Raw genomic sequence first — 16,577 nt, 5'->3', positions numbered from 1 at the left:
GGTGTCTAACCTTACATCTGCTATGCCCGTCTTATTTCTGCCGCATAGCTCTTTTTCGATTGAGAGTAAATCAAGGAGCCTAGGCATCAATCGAAAAAGACCGGTGACGGTTTTTCTTATATTAGGCATAGTAATTATTTGAAGCCCAAGTCATATACTGTGAAAAAGAATTTTTTTCCTAACATTCCTATGAGAGGAGCGTCATGATGGATAAACGAACTGATAATCAAGTGGAGAGAAACATTCCACAACCCATCAGAAGTGATGGAGCTGGAACGATTGACTCAGGCCCGCGTAATATTATCCAAGATATTCAAAATCCGAATATGCTCGTTCCCCCTAAAACGGATGCAGGCTTAGTGCCTAACTTGAAATTTTCATTCTCAGACACGTATATGAATTTAAATCATGGAGGATGGTCTCGAGAAATCACAGCAAGGGAACTTCCCATAGCGACCACCCTTGCCGGTGTAAATATGAGTTTAACAGCCGGAGGGGTTCGCGAACTCCATTGGCATAAACAAGCAGAATGGTCTTATATGTTGTTAGGACGGGCACGTATAACGTCAGTCGACCAAGAAGGACGAAATTTTATTGCTGACGTTGGCCCTGGCGATCTATGGTACTTCCCTCCAGGTATCCCACATTCGATTCAAGGGTTGGAGCATTGTGAATTTCTACTTGTCTTCGATGACGGAAACTTTTCTGATCTTTCCACCTTGTCTATTTCTGATTGGTTTGCGCATACTCCAAAAGATGTACTGTCGGCCAATTTTGGAGTATCAGAGAGTGCATTTGACTCCATTCCTTCTGAACAGGTCTATATTTATCAGGGGAAAGTACCTGGTTCATTAGAAAGTCAAGCAGTCCAGTCGCCCTATGGAGAAGTTCCCTTAAACTTCAAGCATGAGCTTTTGGAACAAACGCCAATCAAAACGCCAGGTGGCAGTGTACGAATTGTAGATTCTACTAACTTTCCAATCTCAAAAACAATCGCGGCAGCACTTGTTGAGATTGAGCCTGGTGCAATGAGGGAACTTCATTGGCATCCTAATAACGATGAGTGGCAGTATTACCTTACTGGAGAAGGGCGAATGACCGTATTTACTGGAAGTGGTACAGCACGTACATTTGATTATAGAGCTGGTGATGTCGGATACGTACCTTTTGCTACAGGGCATTATATTCAAAATACTGGTACAGAAACATTATGGTTCTTAGAAATGTTCAAAAGTGACCGTTTTGAAAGCGTGTCGCTGAATCAATGGATGGCACTGACTCCTAAAGAAATAGTTCAAAGCAACTTAAACGTTGGTTCAGAATTGCTCAATGCTCTACGCAAGGAGAAATCACCAGTTGTGAAATATCCAGGGTTTACGTACTACCCGAAAAACAGGTAAGGTAATTTAACTCATCGATTTGTTTTTATGGAGTCCTAAGGGAATGATCTTTAAGGACTTTTTTTATTGGGATTTTAAATGTAAATGAATAGTAGTGGTATCTTTTGCTTATTAAGGGTTTAAGATGTTATAATTTCCAATCAATAGCTAAAGGAGTGAAGTACATGATTAATCAAGTTGGCCAAATTATGTTGTATGTAAATAACCAAGATGAAGCAGTAAAGTTTTGGACAGAAACATTAGGATTTAGCGTAGTTGCTGATGAAAATAACGGTCAAGGAATGAGATGGATTGAGATTTCCCCATCAACGGATGCTGAAACAAGCATTATTCTTCACGATAAAGATTTAATTTCTAAAATGTCGCCAGAAATGAATCTTGGTACACCTTCTTTAATGTTCTTCTCAGATAATTTCGAGCAATTACATAACGGTTTAAAAAAGAAAAATGTCAAAGTTGGAGAAATTGTAAGCATGCCTTCGGGGAGAGTGTTTAACTTTACTGATAGTGAAGAAAATTACTTTGCTGTAATGGAAAAATGATGGCTTTTAAGTCCCAAGCTTATCTATAGCTATATAGATAAGCTTGGGATTTTTTGTTTTAAAAACGAGAAATGTGAAGGGAAAATAGAGAACTCATTTTATTTGTTGCATTAGAGCATCTTATCTTCTTCAACTAACGATAAAAGAGCCTGTGGGGGAAGTATCAGAGTTGAAAGAGAAGGTAAGCGAGATTGTCGTCTATAAGTTCAAAAAAGTGAAAAAGGGGATAAAAAATAGATTGATAAACCATAAGAAAGCGATAGATAATTTTTAGGTAATACAATGAAAATAAGCTAATGTGGATAAATTTAGCCTATATTTTTAAATCCTAGGGAAACATCTACAACTCGTCCCCACCTTTTGCATAATATGTATTGTGAAATAACAATATAAAAGGTGGTATGGATATGGGACGTAATTGTCGTAAATGTAGAGAAGAGTCAGAGAGAGAAAGAGAGTGCGAAAGAGAAGAAGTTGTTACTTGCCCCACTGAAACTGAGGTAAGAACAAAAACAAAAGAGAAAATAAGAAGGCACATTCATCCAAAAGAAATTATTAATGTTCATCGTACTGTAATAAAGAATGTACATGAATTTCCTGTTTGTGAAAGAGATGTATTTGAGACAGTAGAGGAAGGTCATAGAGGCTGTGATTTTCATAAACACTGTGAGGATCATAAACATTGCCATTGTAAATGTCGTTGTCATGACGAGAGCTCTAGTAGCTGTGGACATAAAAAATAATTGATGTTGGTTTAAGTAGTAAAACAGTATCCGTTGAGGGTGCTGTTTTATTTTTGGGTTAATAATAGGATGGTTAAACAAGTATTTAAGAGCGTTAGTGAGCGAGTTAAAGTTAGTATGTTTCTATCTCTGCAATGAGAAGAAATTCCTTATTTTTTCTTACAAATTACAATAATGAATACGGTTAATGAAATAAGAAAGAAGAGACCATTTACATAAAAATCAAGTATAGAATCTTTATTGAAGTTATAGATAGTACCACTAAGAAAGAGCAGAGAGAGAACAAGCCAAATCAAGGTTTTAAATCGACTATAAAGTATTCGGAACATTCAATTCACCTCTGTAATGTATTCATATATAATATATTTTGATTGAAGTTCGTTTAATACAAAAACAAATGGTTTCAAAATAAAAATAGGACCATTTAAAATGGATCAGTATTCTCATACTTGATTATCTGTTAAAAAAACAACTTCGATAAATCTGCCTATTTGTCAAGATAAACACAACTTTATAATAGTAAGATAACAAAAAATGTATTAAATCCCTAATCTGGGTTCATTAGCAAAGAACAGAGCTGTCAACTAGACGGCTTTTTTTATGTAGCTAACTGGGACATACGTAAGGGTCAAGAATTTAAAATATACAAAGGATTTTAGACGTTATCAGTCTTGTTATAAGCCAGTGAAGCTATTAAAAAAACAAAAATTCATAATTTAATTAAATAAATACTATAATTTTCCGAATAATATTATATAAGTATAGCAATGAAGAAATAACAAAAATCTGGGTGTGAAAGGTTCTGATAGTAGAAGGATAGCAGAATACAAGTTTATAAAATTGATTAATAACCAATATAAAAGATTCAAAGTGACATCAGAGCCAGACTATATTTACTACTTTGTATACAAGGAGAACTTCCAATGAATTTGAAAACGAAAATGCTTGTTGGTTTATTAATACCTGTCATTATTTTTATTACAATCTTAAGCTTTTATGCGTATGATACTTCTAAAAATGCTTTAAACGAGCAAATTTTACAGTCCAATCAATTAACGACTAAGTATAATAGCGAATCCATAAATAAAGATTTAGTAAGACATGAAGCTAGCGTCAAAAGTCTTGCATTGTCATTAGCAAAACAAAATCCTACACCAGAGGCAATGAGAGAAATGGTTAAATATCCATTAGATAAAGAAAATGGGATTACAACAATAGCTTTTGCATACGAAAATAAGACCTACGTAGACAGCGATAATTGGGTACCACCTAGTGATTATGACCATCGTAAGCGTGATTGGTACAAACAAATATTTGCGTCCGATGGTGAACCTGTTTATTCAGATGTTTATAGAGATATAGCAGGAACAAAAGATTTATTATCCATTTTAGGTGCACCGATTATCAAAAATGGCGAGAAAATCGGAGTAGTAACATCAAATGTAAATTTGAATCATTTGTTGAATAAATTAAAAAAAGTAAAAATTGGAGAAACAGGATTTGTTTTTGTTGTAAGTAATAAAGGTGAATTGATTAGTCATCCTAAATTTCAACCGGATAAACTAGTACAGAATGTTTACGATGGCAGTTTGAAAAACTTTTATGAAAACATGAAAAAGAAACAAAATGTAGTAGAAACGATTAAAATCGATGGAGAAGAACAATTACTTAGTTCTGCACCGATAGGAAATACTGGATGGTATTTATGTTCAAGTGTTAATAAGGAAGAATTGTTTGCCAAAGTAGATAAGATGGCGTATATGCTTGCTATAGGATGTGTTATTGTTGCCATAATTTTGTGCGGAATTATTGTTTGGATTACGATGAAAATTACTAAACCATTGAAAGAAATGATGGAGCAGGCATGCGAAATGGCAGATGGGAATTTCAGTGACCAACCTCAGACAATCACGTCTCGTGATGAGCTTGGTGTTTTAGCGACATCTTTCCATGAAATGAAACAGAAACTACGTCAATTAATTGGAAGTGTCAATACATCAGCTGAACAGTTAGCCGCATCAAGTGAGGAATTAACTGCTAATGCAGAACAATCTGCACAGGCTGCTGAGCAAATAGCTGAATCGATAACCTCGGTGGCTTATGGTGCGGACAATCAAATGAAATTAGTAGAACAGGCTGTTGAAGTTGTTAATCAAATGTCCCATGATATTGAAAACTTAACAGGTAATGCAGCAGTAATAGTAGATAAGTCGGTACAAACAGCTAATCGAACAAAATCGGGTAAAGAGATTGTAAGTAAAGTCATTACCCAGATGTCGACGATTGAGCAAAGTGTTACAGCTTCATCGGAGTTAGTTGGAAGTCTTGGTGAACGCTCTAAGGAAATCAGTCAAATTGTGGATACAATATCTAGTATCGCAGAACAAACCAATTTACTTGCATTAAACGCAGCTATTGAAGCAGCACGTGCTGGCGATAATGGTAAAGGATTCGCTGTTGTTGCTGAGGAAGTACGAAGATTAGCAGAACAATCACATAGGGAAGCAAAACAAATTTCTGAGCTAGTTGAAAGAATTCAAAATGATACTGCCAATGTTATAGTATCAATGTCAGAAGAAAAGAAAGAAGTATCAGTAGGAACAAATGTTGTTCAAGAGGCACAGGTTATTTTTGGCGAAATTGATGAAATGATTTCTGAAATTAGTACAATGACAGAAAAAATACAGGAATTATCGGATCGTATTTCGGGTGGTAGTAGAAAAATCGAGAAAGAGATCCTAGAAATTAATAAGGATAGCCAAGCTACCGCAGGAGAGACGCAGACAGTATCGGCAGCTACAGAAGAACAGGCAGCTTCAATGGAAGAAATGTCTTCTGCAAGTCAAGTCCTAGCAAATTTAGCACAGGAGTTAAATACTGCTGTGAGTAAGTATAAAATTTAAGAAAAAGTGGAAGTTAAAGGTGACGCATCCCAAAAGTTAGAATAAAAAATTACTTTTACTTATTGATGTTTTTATGGCGTATATTGCTTCAGCTCATTTTGGAGTCATCTTACATTGGTTAAACACGGGTATGAAACAATCACCGGAAGAAATAGCTGAGATCGTATTTAATTTGTCTTTTGAAGGACCTATTAATGCAATGGGATTAAGGAATTTCAGTAACCATTGATACTTTCGCAGCTAAAGGCAAAAGCTGACTAACGGTAATGGGATTCTTGAAAGACTATTATTGCCAACCACAGGTGCATGAATGATATTCATTGCACCTTCATCACTTGTGGCTGTATTACCTTTTGATTTATATTTGTCTAATAAAAAAATCCAGTATAAAAATATACCGGATTAAGCGTTGAAAGGATTATCAAAAGCGAAGAAATACCATCTAAAAAAAATTTTGTTAAAATCATCAAAGGTTAACTTATACTTTTCCATGGTTTCTGTAGCTATTAAATGACCATCTTTATTTAGATTTATATTCATTCCATTTTTAGTTAATAGGTTCGCAAACCTTTGCATATATTCAATAATCTCAACATCATAGTAGCCATTTGTTTTGTATTTGATGTTTGGTTCAATGTGATTCGTTATAAAGGTAGTCGAATTTTTAACAGTGGTTTCAAGAATTTTGGATTGACCAATTTCTAAAACACCTTTATGTATGTATAGACTAAACCTTTCATTATGTACATCATAATACTTATATGGAATGTTATTCACCTTAAGATGAAATCTAATATCCTTTGAATAATAAGAATTCATAGTAGGACCATTTTTAAGATGAAATCTTAATAGCCTATGAAATTGTGATAAATATACAAATTGGTCTTCAGTACTTAATGATTCAAATGTTTTAGTTGGTGTAAAGGATATATTTATGGTGTTACCTTCTTGATTTAAATCATTATAAACTAACAGATCATTCATTTTTGTCTTACTAATTAGTAATTGTGCTTCGTTTTTGAAATTCTTAATAGCTACGGCATTATAAACTGAAGAAAGTATAAAACTCATAAATAATGCACTTACAAAACACGTAATTAAGTATTTTAACCTCAATAAAAACTCACTCCCTAAAAATATTTTATGCATTAAAATCATTTGAAAACATCAGGTAAATATAGGGAAATGTCACATTATCACTCCCGAAAAACTAGTTCATTAAATATTTCAGATTTGATTTGAATAAAATACATTTAGTATAGAATTACTAATGAATTATCAGAAGGATTGATGTTTCATTACCAAATTTTCGATTAAAATAATCTAAATTGTTATTTGAAAAATGATAGTATAGGTATAAATAAAAATCCCAAGCTGACCATCTAGGAGAAGCTTGGGATTTTTTTTGACTATGTAAACAAAATGGGGAGATTTTACTTTAAACCAACAGATACTTTAGTAAAAAAATGAGCGCCCTAATGGCACTCTTTATCAAAACACGAACATTTTTTATTGGTGAATAAAACAAGTGAAATGAATGCTGATTATAAGTCTTGTGATGATAAAAAAACACGAACATTTTTATACTGTTACCTCGTGAATGTATATGTTTTCTAAAAATCCCCACTTGTAAAGATTAAATTATACTGATATATTAAATTTCCATAAAAACAATATGAATGTTGTTTTTATACAAAATAATATCATGAGGTGACATAATGAATTATCTATGGGGGTTGTTAGGGATTCTTTGTATTTTAGGAATTGCTTTTCTTTTCTCTAATAACAAACGAAAAATTAATATTCGCACGGTGGTAGTGGCATTAGCCATTCAAATTTCCTTTGCTTTTATCGTGTTGAAATGGCCACTAGGACGAACTATTTTACAAAAGGTAACTGATGGCGTTAACGCTGTTATCGGTTATGCTAATGAAGGAATTAACTTTCTAGTTGGTGGTCTTTACACGCCAGAATCAGGTATTACACACGTTTTCTTATTTAATGTTTTAGGTATTATTATTTTCTTCTCTGCATTAATCTCTGTTTTATATTATTTAGGCATTATGCAAATTGTAATCAAATATGTTGGTGGTGCCCTTTCAAAACTATTAGGTACGAAAAAGGCTGAATCGTTTTCTGCAACTGCAAACATCTTCGTAGGTTGTACGGAAGCTCCTCTCGTTATAAAACCTTTCATTGACAAATTGACTAAATCAGAATTATTCTCCGTTATGGTCTGTGGTTTAGCTTCTGTATCTGGTAGTGTGTTAGTCGGATATTCTTTAATGGGTGTTCCATTGGAATATTTACTTGCTGCAAGTGTGATGTCAGCACCAGCTGGACTATTACTTGCTAAAATCATGATTCCTGAAACGGAACAAAGCCAAGAAGATGCGGAAGGATTTGAGATGGCTAAAGATGAAGCATCTTCAAACGTAATTGATGCGGCAGCAAATGGTGCATCAACGGGTCTGCAACTTGCTCTAAATGTTGGAGCGATGCTTCTTGCCTTTATTGCATTAATCGCATTACTGAATGGACTTTTAGGTTTAGTTGGTGGTTGGTTTGGTTACGATCAACTATCGATTGAATTAATATTAAGCTATATTTTTGCTCCATTAGCTTTTGTAATCGGTGTTCCTTGGGAAGAAGCCTTACAAGCAGGTAACTTTATTGGGCAAAAACTAGTAGTAAATGAATTTGTTGCATACAGCAACTTTGCTCCAATTATCGATACTTTATCTGAGAAATCAGTTATCATTATCAGCTTTGCATTATGCGGTTTTGCGAACCTTTCTTCTCTAGGTATCTTACTTGGAGGACTTGGAAAGCTTTCACCAAAACGTAGACCAGACATTGCACGCTTAGGCGTAAAAGCGATCATTGCTGGTGCATTAGCATCATGTTTAAGTGCTGCGATTGCTGGAATGATTATTGGATAATAAATCACGGTTTATTTAAAAAAATGAATATCGTGAAAATAAACGACATTAATGGGGAATTAATGTCGTTTATTTTTTTAGAAAGCTATAGCTTTCAATATTTCGTCGTTTAGTAGAAATATTTTTATCCTTGCATGGGTATTTACATATGTGTAACAATATGAATACAAATGTATATTTAAAGGGCTGAATATAATGGAGTGCGAAAAAAGTAAAAAGATGGTTGAGGCAGCTAAACTTTATTATCAAATGGATTTCAGCCAGATGGAGGTAGCCAAGAAGTTAGGCGTATCTAGACCAACTGTATCAAGGCTATTACAACAGGCCAAAGAGGAAGGCATTGTTGAAATAAAAATAATGGACCCTTCTGAAAATTGTCGTGTACTAGGGACTGAACTGGAAGAAAAACTAGGATTAAAAAAAGCAATAGTTGTTTCTGTTCCAATGTATGAAGAGAATATTGTTAAGCAAGCGATAGGCAAAATTGCGGCAGACTATGTGAGCAGTATTGTTAAGGATGAAGATGTGATTGGTGTTACTTGGGGTACAACTTTGTATCAAGTAGCAACTCATTTGGAACATAAATCAGTGCGAGATGTGAAGGTTGTACAGTTAAAAGGCGGAGTCAGTCATTCACAGAAGAAAACCTACGCTTCTGAAACGTTACACTTGTTTGAGAAAGCATTTGATGCAACGCTGTATCAGTTACCTTTGCCAGCTATAGTAGACCATGTTGTGGTTAAGCAAGCGATAGAAGCAGACCGTCATATTCGTAGCTTACTAACGATAGGAAAAGAAGCTAATATTGCTGTTTATACAGTGGGCGTTCCGCAAACAGATTCTCTTCTTTTTCAATTAGGTTATTTTACCGATGAAGACGAAAAGGTCATCTCAGAGCATGCGGTAGGGGATATAGCCTCTCGATTCTTTGATAAAGATGGTCATATTTGCAATGAAGAGCTGAATGCGAGAACCATTGGCATTGAGTTAGAGGATTTAAAGAAGAAAGAACAATCCATTCTAGTTGCAGGTGGTTTGAAAAAAGTAGATGGAATATGGGGAGCAATTAAGTCGAAGATGTGTAATGTTTTAATAACAGATGCATATACGGCTAAAATTCTTCTCAATAAAGAAGAATCCAACGACTAGAAAAGCATGGCAGTCATCTAGAGACTGCCATGCTTTTTTTGATTGGGCATAAGCCAAGGAGCATCAGTATCCATCAAAAAAGACCAATGATGGTTTTTACAAAAGTTCATTATTTGTTTTACAAATGTCAAATGAGCTGTTATAGTGAAATAGGAAAAACGAACTTCACTATTAAAATGAGATTTCATAAGGTTGACAGCGCTTTCTTACATAGAATTTTGATTACAATCTCACATGGTAATGCAATTGGAACAATGAGTGTATATGTATATTTATGTGAGAATCTATATGAATATAGCTAAAATATTATCTTTTTGCTAGATTCATTTTTACAAAAAGTGCAGAAAGTACTTGTCTGACATCTGACTACTGATTTTTTTAGTTAAGGTCTAGCTGTTGTTCATACTTCGATATGTCTACAGAATGAGCGAAAAAAAGGCTTGTAGTATGAAGTACGAACGCCAAAAAATAAGATATATATTGATGGAGGAGCTTATGAGATACTTAATATCTTTTTGTGGATTGCTACTTGTTTTTGGTTTAGCTCTGGTAATGAGTAAAAATAAAAAGGAAATCAAGTACAAAAATATAGTCCTAATGCTGATTATCCAATTTTTATTGGCAGCATTATTGCTAAATACAAAGTTTGGTTATGTTCTAATTAAAGGAATAGCCAATGTATTTGATCATTTACTGTCTTACGCAAATACAGGTATATCATTTGTTTTTGGCGGGTTAGCGAATGATGGAGAGTCTCCTTTCTTTATAGATGTATTATTACCGATTGTCTTTGTATCTGTATTGATAGGAATTTTGCAGCACTTTAAAATCCTTCCTTTCTTCATGAAGTGGGTAGGTTTATTAATTAGTAAAGTAAATGGCATGGGTAAATTGGAATCATACAATGCTGTTGCTTCTGCAATGGTAGGTCAATCTGAAGTATTCATTACTGTAAAAAAACAATTAGATAAGCTTACACCACAGCGAATGTATACATTATGTGCGTCGGCAATGTCGACCGTTTCTATGGCGATTGTTGGGGCATATATGACGATGATTGAACCGAAATATGTGGTAACGGCGATTGTATTGAACTTATTTGGTGGATTTATTATTGTTTCAATCATTAATCCATATAAAGTAGATGAAAGCGAAGATATTTTAACGATTGAAGATGAGCATAAGCAATCATTCTTCCAAATGCTTGGCGAATATATCATGGATGGATTTAAGGTAGCCATTATTGTTGGAGCGATGCTGATCGGTTTCGTAGCGTTAATGGATTTAATCAACTCCTTATTTGATATGGTAATCGGTATATCGTTCCAAGAAATACTAGGATATATCTTTGCTCCAGTTGCTTTCCTTATGGGGGTACCGTGGGCAGATGCTGTTTCTGCCGGAGGAATTATGGCAACTAAATTAGTAACGAATGAGTTTGTTGCTATGGTTAGCCTTGGGGAAGTATCTAAGTCTATGAGTGCGCATACACTTGGTATTATTTCAGTATTCCTTGTATCTTTTGCAAACTTTTCATCTATCGGTATTATTTCCGGAGCAGTTAAAGGTTTGAATGAAAAGCAAGGGAATGTAGTAGCACGTTTTGGCTTAAAGTTATTGTTTGGAGCTACACTTGTTAGTATCTTAACGGCTACAATTGTTGGTTTAGTTATTTAATTTAAATTTTAAAAAAGAAGTAGTTGTTGCTATTTAGTTATCACTGCTTCTTTTTTGATTCCCTTATAGCAAATAAGGGATTCAGATGAAAAATGGAGGTAAAAAATAATGGCTAATGTAGGCGTACTGCTCTCAGGGGCAGTTTTATTTTTGAATAGTTTAATGCTACGTAAAAAGGCAGAGACAAAGAGCGTAGCGATTTTTAATTTTTTTGTGGGGATTCTTCAAATTATCATTCCTCTTTATCTCATTATGGTTTCAGATCAAAATACTTGGACAATCTATGGTTATACGGCGACTTTCTTGTTTGGTCTGACCTTCTTATATGTGTCTTTTACTTTTTATAAAGGAATGGACGGAAGTGGGCTTGGTTGGTTTAGTGCATGGGTAACGATGATTGCTATTTTTTATGCGTTTGTTTCTGCATTCCACTTTCAAAATTATGTGCAGGCTCTTACTTGGGTCATGTGGGCATTTTTATGGTATTTGTTTTATGTTTTAAACGTTTTAAAGAAGCCGATTGCAGATTATGTAGGTAAAGTAGCGTTTGTTCAATCTTTTGTCACTTTGACTTTTCCTGCTTTACTAACCTTGATAGGAATATGGGAAGAAGTAATGATTCAAAGAATATGGATTGTCGTATTAGTGGTGTCTGTTCTTTATTTTGTGAAGGCAGGATTTGAATTGCGTACTAATCAACAAGCATTAGAATAAATAGGTTTTACAAAAGTTCAATAATGTTTTTACATTTGTTCAAAAAGGTGTTATAGTATTATCGATTACATAAGTATAAGTAACCCATTTGGGTAAATGAATAGACAATTAGAACAATAAATAACTGGAAAGAGGAGTTGGATTTTTATGAGAATGGTAGATTTAATTGAGAAAAAACGCGACGGTGGCGAATTAACAAAAGAAGAAATCTATTTTATGGTTGATGGTTATACAAATGGTTCCATTCCTGATTACCAAATGTCATCTTTCTTAATGTCTGTATTCTTTAAAGGAATGACGGCTGAAGAAACAGCTAACATGACAATGGCGATGGTTGAATCAGGTGATCAAATTGATTTGTCTGCGATTGAAGGTATAAAAGTAGACAAGCACAGCACAGGTGGTGTTGGTGATACAACAACAATTGTATTAGCTCCTCTTGTAGCAGCTGTAGGTGTACCAGTCGCAAAGCTTTCTGGTCGCGGACTTGGTCACACAGGTGGAACAGTTGATAAATTTGAAGCTATTCCTGGTTTCCAATCAGAGATTGAGGCAGATCAATTTATTAAGCAAGTAAATGAAGTGAAAGTGGCTGTAACAGGTCCAACTGGCAATTTAACACCAGCAGATAAGAAAATCTATGGTTTAAGAGACGTTACTGCTACAGTTAACTCTATTCCTTTAATGGCAAGTTCTATTATGAGTAAAAAAATCGCTTCTGGTTCGGATGCAATCGTACTTGATGTAAAAGTAGGTGCTGGCGCATTTATGAAAGATGTAGAAAGTGCGAAAGAGCTTGCGCATGCAATGGTTGAAATCGGAAAGAATGTTGGGCGTGATACAATGGCTGTTATTTCTGATATGAATCAACCACTTGGATTGGCTATTGGTAATGCTTTAGAAGTAAAAGAAGCGATTGATACTCTTCGTGGGCAAGGACCAAAAGATTTAGAAGAGCTTTGCTTAACTTTAGGAAGCAAGATGGTTGTTTTAGCTAAACATGCTGAAACGGTTGAAGAAGCACGTCAAATGTTAGAAGAAGTTATTGCAAATGGCAAAGCGTTAGAAGTATTTAAAGAGTTCGTTACAGCGCAGGGTGGAGACGCATCTGTCATTGATGACCCATCTAAATTAGCAGCAGCAAAATACGAAATTCCAGTATTGGCTAAAGAAGATGGCTTCGTAGCAGAAATTGAAGCTGATAGCATTGGAACAGCAGCAATGATTCTTGGTGCCGGTCGCGCAACAAAAGAATCAATTGTTGATCTGGCAGTTGGTTTAATGCTTCATAAGAAAATCGGTGACGAAGTGAAAAAAGGCGATACAATCGTTACAATCCACAGCAATCGTGAAAATGTAGAGGATGTAATGGAACGTATTTATGATTCATACAGAATTTCATCTACAAAAGTTGAAAATCCTGTCCTTGTACATGCAGAAATTCATTAATTAATCATTTAAATAGATAATATCAACCAAACGGAGGAATACAACATGAATAAAGAACAAGTAGCACGTTTAATCGACCACACATTATTAAAGGCGGATGCTAGCCGTGAAGCAGTCATCCAATTAGCAAAAGAAGCAAAGGAACATCGCTTTGCATCTGTATGTGTGAACCCATCACAAATTGCGACAGCATACGAAATCTTAAAGGACACTCCTGAAGTAAAAGTATGTACAGTAATCGGATTCCCATTAGGTGCTTCAACTCCTGAAACAAAAGCGTTTGAAACGAAGGATGCAATTGAAAAAGGTGCAACTGAAGTAGATATGGTTATCAACATTGGTGCTCTTAAAGATAAGAATGATGAGCTTGTTTTAAGAGACATTCAAGCAGTTGTAGACGCAGCTAAAGGAAAAGCATTAACGAAAGTAATTATTGAAACATGCTTATTAACAGATGAAGAAAAAGTACGTGCTTGTGAGCTTTCTGTAAAAGCTGGAGCAGATTTTGTGAAAACATCAACAGGTTTCTCTACTGGTGGAGCAACAGTAGCTGATATCGCATTAATGCGTAAAACAGTTGGACCTGATTTAGGAGTTAAAGCTTCAGGTGGTGTACGTAATCTTGCTGATGTTGAAGCATTAGTAGCAGCAGGTGCAACACGAATTGGAGCAAGTTCTGGTATTGCTATTGTGAACGGACAACAATCTAATTCTGCTTATTAATCGACATTAAAAGGCTCGTGAAAGCTAAGCCTTTAAATAAAAAAGAAGCTATCCTAAAAGTAAGTTCAAAAAACAACTTTTAGGATAGCTTTTTTCTTTATTACTTATAAGTTCTTAAGGAAAAAACAGGTGCTTCATTCTTCTGAAGCATTTATATGAACTAACTGACCATAGCCTTTTCCTAAATAGTTTCTTTCGATAAGAGCTTCATATTCATCGCTGGACATTCCATACTTTCTTTCCAGTGCATTTAATACAATTTTTGAGTCCATTTTATGATTGTGATACTTTCCTGCCGAGCTTATTAACATGAAAATTTTATCTGCATATTGAAGAATTTCTTTTTCACGGTTACTTATAAGGCTTTCTCTCCTAAACTTATGAATTTCATTTTGGAATGTTCTTTTGTTATAGACTTTCTGCTCATTTATTTTAAATGTGCTTTCAGTAGCATGGGCAAGCCCTTTTTGAGTAACAGGGTTGCTATAGAGGTAGTTGTTCAGCTTAGTCCGCCCAAATATATTAAAGTCATAATTATAAAATGAATTTTGGAATGTTCCCGTCAGTAAATAGTGACGGATTTGTCTGTTTAAGTATTCAAATACAGCGTATTGCTCAATTACTTTTAAATCATCATACGGGTCTACCAACTCTATACGAATCGTAATGGTTGATTTATTCCTTTCAACATTAGCACTTTCAATGACGTTGTTGAAAGATTTAGAGTGTATAGTTTCCAATGTAATATTTTTTAGGTTTTGAATTTTTATCCGATCAATTGCGAAGTAAATAAATAAGATTAGTAATAATGAGAAAATAGTGCAAATAGCTAGTCTTTCTTTTAACATATATATTTCACCTATTTTTTGAATAGGGTAAATTATATCAGAGAAAGTAGATATGATATAGAGGTGAACATTGGAAATAACAGCGTACAGATATCTATTATCGAGGGATTAACGCTGGATGATTAAAAATTTCTTCTGCCATTATCATTCTTACTTTATATTCTGCTTAACCCTTTTTTGTTTAGAGATTTTTATTAAGACGAAGAAGCCTACTAGTAAAGCGAGTAGATTAAGTGAATCACCGAAATGAATAGATAAACTAAAGTTATTATTTACATTTACATCGTTTTTATTTGTTCTAGAGATTCAAGAATGCATTTCCTTGTTCGTCATTGTTATACCTCCAATTAAGATTGTCAGACTGCTTGTACACATTGATACATTATATGAACAATTGAATAGTTGTATGCGAGGTGTGGAGGTAGAAGGATTTTAAAACGCAAATATAGAAATGGTCAATAGACTCAATTGGAATATTGTGTAAAATATAAGTGAGGGGTGATGATTATGAAGAAATTCCTTTTTCTTGCTGTAACAGTCTTTCTTTTAGCTATAGCAGGGTGTTCTGAGAAAAATGAAGCTGAAGAGATCCAACCAAAAGAAGAGGAACAAAAGCAAACGAATAATGAATCGTCCTCAGGTCTTCCTGAGAAGTTAAGTGAAGGTAAAGCGACTTTTGCTGTAGGTCGTGATTGGAAAGAGAGTGAACACTTTAAAAACGGCAATTCGTCACTAATTGGAACGCCTAATCTTTTAGGAGTTTCATTTGATTTAAATGATAAGTTTTATACGAATAAGCCACAAAAGCATATTTGGTATTTCTGGGGAAGTGCTGCCAAGTTAAGTGGGAAGTTTACTGTAAAAGCCATACATAAAGACACGGCTGAACAGGTTGAATTAATTAAAGATAACTCTTTAGGTGGTCCACTTAACGGGGCTGATAACCACACTCCAACATCAATGAAATTTACGAAAAGTGGTATGTGGGCATTAGATGCCTATATTAATGATAAGTTGTTCGGGAGTGTTACGGTTATAGTTGAAGATCAAAAATAAGTATTGATCTGTTTAATATGTGAAGGAGCTGTGATGACAGTTCCTTTTCTCATGTAACAAACGGTGTAGGCTAGAATAATATGTTGAAATTTAGAAAAAGAGGTGATTGCGTTGGAATTGCTTTTTTTCTTAATAATCCTCGTGTTGTTAGGAATCACAAATGTTCTAGTGTTTAAAATCTCAGGGGACAGTAAAAGGAAACGAATTTGGTCAGGGATTGTGGTTATGCTTCTTTCACCTATTGTCTTTTTTGTAACGTTCTCATCCGTAATTCCCTTTGATTCAGGTGGATTTGGAGCAGCTATGATTGCTATGATGTATAGTTTTTTGTTTTTCATAAATGGAATTATTGTTGTGTTGATAGGTTTGTTTACACGTGGATTGACAAAAGAAGAGTAAATGGATTCTTTCAATGTGTTTTATTCATGAAA

General features: G+C 34.5%; 15 protein-coding genes. 13 read left to right on the top strand and 2 right to left on the bottom strand.

Features of this window, described 5'->3' with window-relative positions; all coding sequences use genetic code 11:
- Positions 1–206 precede the first annotated feature (206 nt).
- From TX86_RS19405 to TX86_RS27640, 5 genes are all read left to right on the top strand, one after another.
- A complete protein-coding gene (locus TX86_RS19405; protein ID WP_042351440.1) occupies positions 207–1,400 on the top strand; it encodes an oxalate decarboxylase family bicupin in 1,194 nt (397 codons plus the stop codon).
- Between the two features lie 164 nt (positions 1,401–1,564).
- Complete coding sequence (locus TX86_RS19400; protein WP_042351439.1) at positions 1,565–1,942, top strand: VOC family protein; 378 nt, start codon at positions 1,565–1,567, stop codon at positions 1,940–1,942.
- 407 nt (positions 1,943–2,349) lie between these two features.
- Positions 2,350–2,685: a CotD family spore coat protein gene (locus TX86_RS19395; protein WP_042351437.1), complete on the top strand. Its 336-nt coding sequence runs from the start codon at positions 2,350–2,352 to the stop codon at positions 2,683–2,685.
- Positions 2,686–3,608: 923 nt separating this feature from the next.
- Complete coding sequence (locus tag TX86_RS19390) at positions 3,609–5,588, top strand: methyl-accepting chemotaxis protein (RefSeq protein ID WP_042351436.1); 1,980 nt, start codon at positions 3,609–3,611, stop codon at positions 5,586–5,588.
- Positions 5,589–5,661: 73 nt separating this feature from the next.
- The gene (locus TX86_RS27640; protein WP_195892930.1) at positions 5,662–5,817 is read left to right on the top strand and encodes a TetR-like C-terminal domain-containing protein; all 156 of its coding nucleotides are present in this window, start codon (positions 5,662–5,664) and stop codon (positions 5,815–5,817) included.
- A 173-nt stretch (positions 5,818–5,990) separates the two neighbouring features.
- Here the strand turns inward: TX86_RS27640 and TX86_RS19385 are convergent, their stop codons facing one another.
- Positions 5,991–6,659: a hypothetical protein gene (locus TX86_RS19385; RefSeq protein WP_154663178.1), complete on the bottom strand. Its 669-nt coding sequence runs from the start codon at positions 6,657–6,659 to the stop codon at positions 5,991–5,993.
- A gap of 647 nt (positions 6,660–7,306) precedes the next feature.
- Between TX86_RS19385 and TX86_RS19380 the strand changes: the two genes are divergently transcribed.
- The 6 genes from TX86_RS19380 to deoC all read left to right on the top strand — a co-directional run bounded on the left by TX86_RS19380 (position 7,307) and on the right by deoC (position 14,242).
- Positions 7,307–8,530: a NupC/NupG family nucleoside CNT transporter gene (locus TX86_RS19380; protein ID WP_042351433.1), complete on the top strand. Its 1,224-nt coding sequence runs from the start codon at positions 7,307–7,309 to the stop codon at positions 8,528–8,530.
- 195 nt (positions 8,531–8,725) lie between these two features.
- Entirely contained in the window at positions 8,726–9,679 is a 954-nt protein-coding gene (gene deoR, locus TX86_RS19375) for a DNA-binding transcriptional repressor DeoR (protein WP_042351431.1), read from the top strand.
- Positions 9,680–10,174: 495 nt separating this feature from the next.
- On the top strand, positions 10,175–11,356 hold the full coding sequence (locus tag TX86_RS19370; RefSeq protein WP_042351429.1) for a NupC/NupG family nucleoside CNT transporter: 1,182 nt from the start codon (positions 10,175–10,177) through the stop codon (positions 11,354–11,356).
- Positions 11,357–11,464: 108 nt separating this feature from the next.
- Positions 11,465–12,070 (top strand): AmiS/UreI family transporter, encoded by a 606-nt coding sequence (locus tag TX86_RS19365; RefSeq protein WP_042351428.1) that lies wholly within the window; start codon positions 11,465–11,467, stop codon positions 12,068–12,070.
- Positions 12,071–12,217: 147 nt separating this feature from the next.
- Positions 12,218–13,519: a pyrimidine-nucleoside phosphorylase gene (locus TX86_RS19360; RefSeq protein ID WP_042351426.1), complete on the top strand. Its 1,302-nt coding sequence runs from the start codon at positions 12,218–12,220 to the stop codon at positions 13,517–13,519.
- Positions 13,520–13,564: 45 nt separating this feature from the next.
- Positions 13,565–14,242 (top strand): deoxyribose-phosphate aldolase, encoded by a 678-nt coding sequence (deoC, locus tag TX86_RS19355; RefSeq protein WP_042351424.1) that lies wholly within the window; start codon positions 13,565–13,567, stop codon positions 14,240–14,242.
- 134 nt (positions 14,243–14,376) lie between these two features.
- On the opposite strand, the gene TX86_RS19350 is transcribed toward deoC, so the two are convergent.
- Positions 14,377–15,090: a hypothetical protein gene (locus TX86_RS19350; RefSeq protein ID WP_042351423.1), complete on the bottom strand. Its 714-nt coding sequence runs from the start codon at positions 15,088–15,090 to the stop codon at positions 14,377–14,379.
- A gap of 507 nt (positions 15,091–15,597) precedes the next feature.
- On the opposite strand from TX86_RS19350, the gene TX86_RS19345 reads away from it, so the two are divergent.
- Positions 15,598–16,146: a DUF4871 domain-containing protein gene (locus TX86_RS19345; protein WP_052343766.1), complete on the top strand. Its 549-nt coding sequence runs from the start codon at positions 15,598–15,600 to the stop codon at positions 16,144–16,146.
- A 111-nt stretch (positions 16,147–16,257) separates the two neighbouring features.
- On the top strand, positions 16,258–16,545 hold the full coding sequence (locus TX86_RS19340) for a hypothetical protein (RefSeq protein ID WP_042351422.1): 288 nt from the start codon (positions 16,258–16,260) through the stop codon (positions 16,543–16,545).
- Positions 16,546–16,577 lie beyond the last annotated feature (32 nt).

It is taken from the genome of Bacillus massiliigorillae (genome assembly GCF_000380245.2).
Classification (GTDB): Bacteria; Bacillota; Bacilli; order Bacillales; family DSM-1321; genus Bacillus_AD; species Bacillus_AD massiliigorillae.
Note: the sequence above shows the minus strand (reverse complement) of the source record. Positions and strands in the feature narration are given on the sequence as shown.

What these genes read in the sequence shown, in the direction of transcription:
- TX86_RS19360 (WP_042351426.1), top strand. Translation starts at nt 12,218, where the DNA reads ATGAGAATGGTAGATTTAATTGAGAAAAAACGCGACGGTGGCGAATTA.
- TX86_RS19400 (WP_042351439.1), top strand. Translation starts at nt 1,565, where the DNA reads ATGATTAATCAAGTTGGCCAAATTATGTTGTATGTAAATAACCAAGAT.
- TX86_RS19350 (WP_042351423.1), bottom strand. Translation starts at nt 15,090, where the DNA reads ATGTTAAAAGAAAGACTAGCTATTTGCACTATTTTCTCATTATTACTA.
- TX86_RS19365 (WP_042351428.1), top strand. Translation starts at nt 11,465, where the DNA reads ATGGCTAATGTAGGCGTACTGCTCTCAGGGGCAGTTTTATTTTTGAAT.
- deoC (WP_042351424.1), top strand. Translation starts at nt 13,565, where the DNA reads ATGAATAAAGAACAAGTAGCACGTTTAATCGACCACACATTATTAAAG.
- TX86_RS27640 (WP_195892930.1), top strand. Translation starts at nt 5,662, where the DNA reads ATGGCGTATATTGCTTCAGCTCATTTTGGAGTCATCTTACATTGGTTA.
- TX86_RS19395 (WP_042351437.1), top strand. Translation starts at nt 2,350, where the DNA reads ATGGGACGTAATTGTCGTAAATGTAGAGAAGAGTCAGAGAGAGAAAGA.
- TX86_RS19380 (WP_042351433.1), top strand. Translation starts at nt 7,307, where the DNA reads ATGAATTATCTATGGGGGTTGTTAGGGATTCTTTGTATTTTAGGAATT.
- TX86_RS19390 (WP_042351436.1), top strand. Translation starts at nt 3,609, where the DNA reads ATGAATTTGAAAACGAAAATGCTTGTTGGTTTATTAATACCTGTCATT.
- TX86_RS19405 (WP_042351440.1), top strand. Translation starts at nt 207, where the DNA reads ATGGATAAACGAACTGATAATCAAGTGGAGAGAAACATTCCACAACCC.
- TX86_RS19385 (WP_154663178.1), bottom strand. Translation starts at nt 6,659, where the DNA reads ATGAGTTTTATACTTTCTTCAGTTTATAATGCCGTAGCTATTAAGAAT.
- TX86_RS19345 (WP_052343766.1), top strand. Translation starts at nt 15,598, where the DNA reads ATGAAGAAATTCCTTTTTCTTGCTGTAACAGTCTTTCTTTTAGCTATA.
- TX86_RS19370 (WP_042351429.1), top strand. Translation starts at nt 10,175, where the DNA reads ATGAGATACTTAATATCTTTTTGTGGATTGCTACTTGTTTTTGGTTTA.
- deoR (WP_042351431.1), top strand. Translation starts at nt 8,726, where the DNA reads ATGGAGTGCGAAAAAAGTAAAAAGATGGTTGAGGCAGCTAAACTTTAT.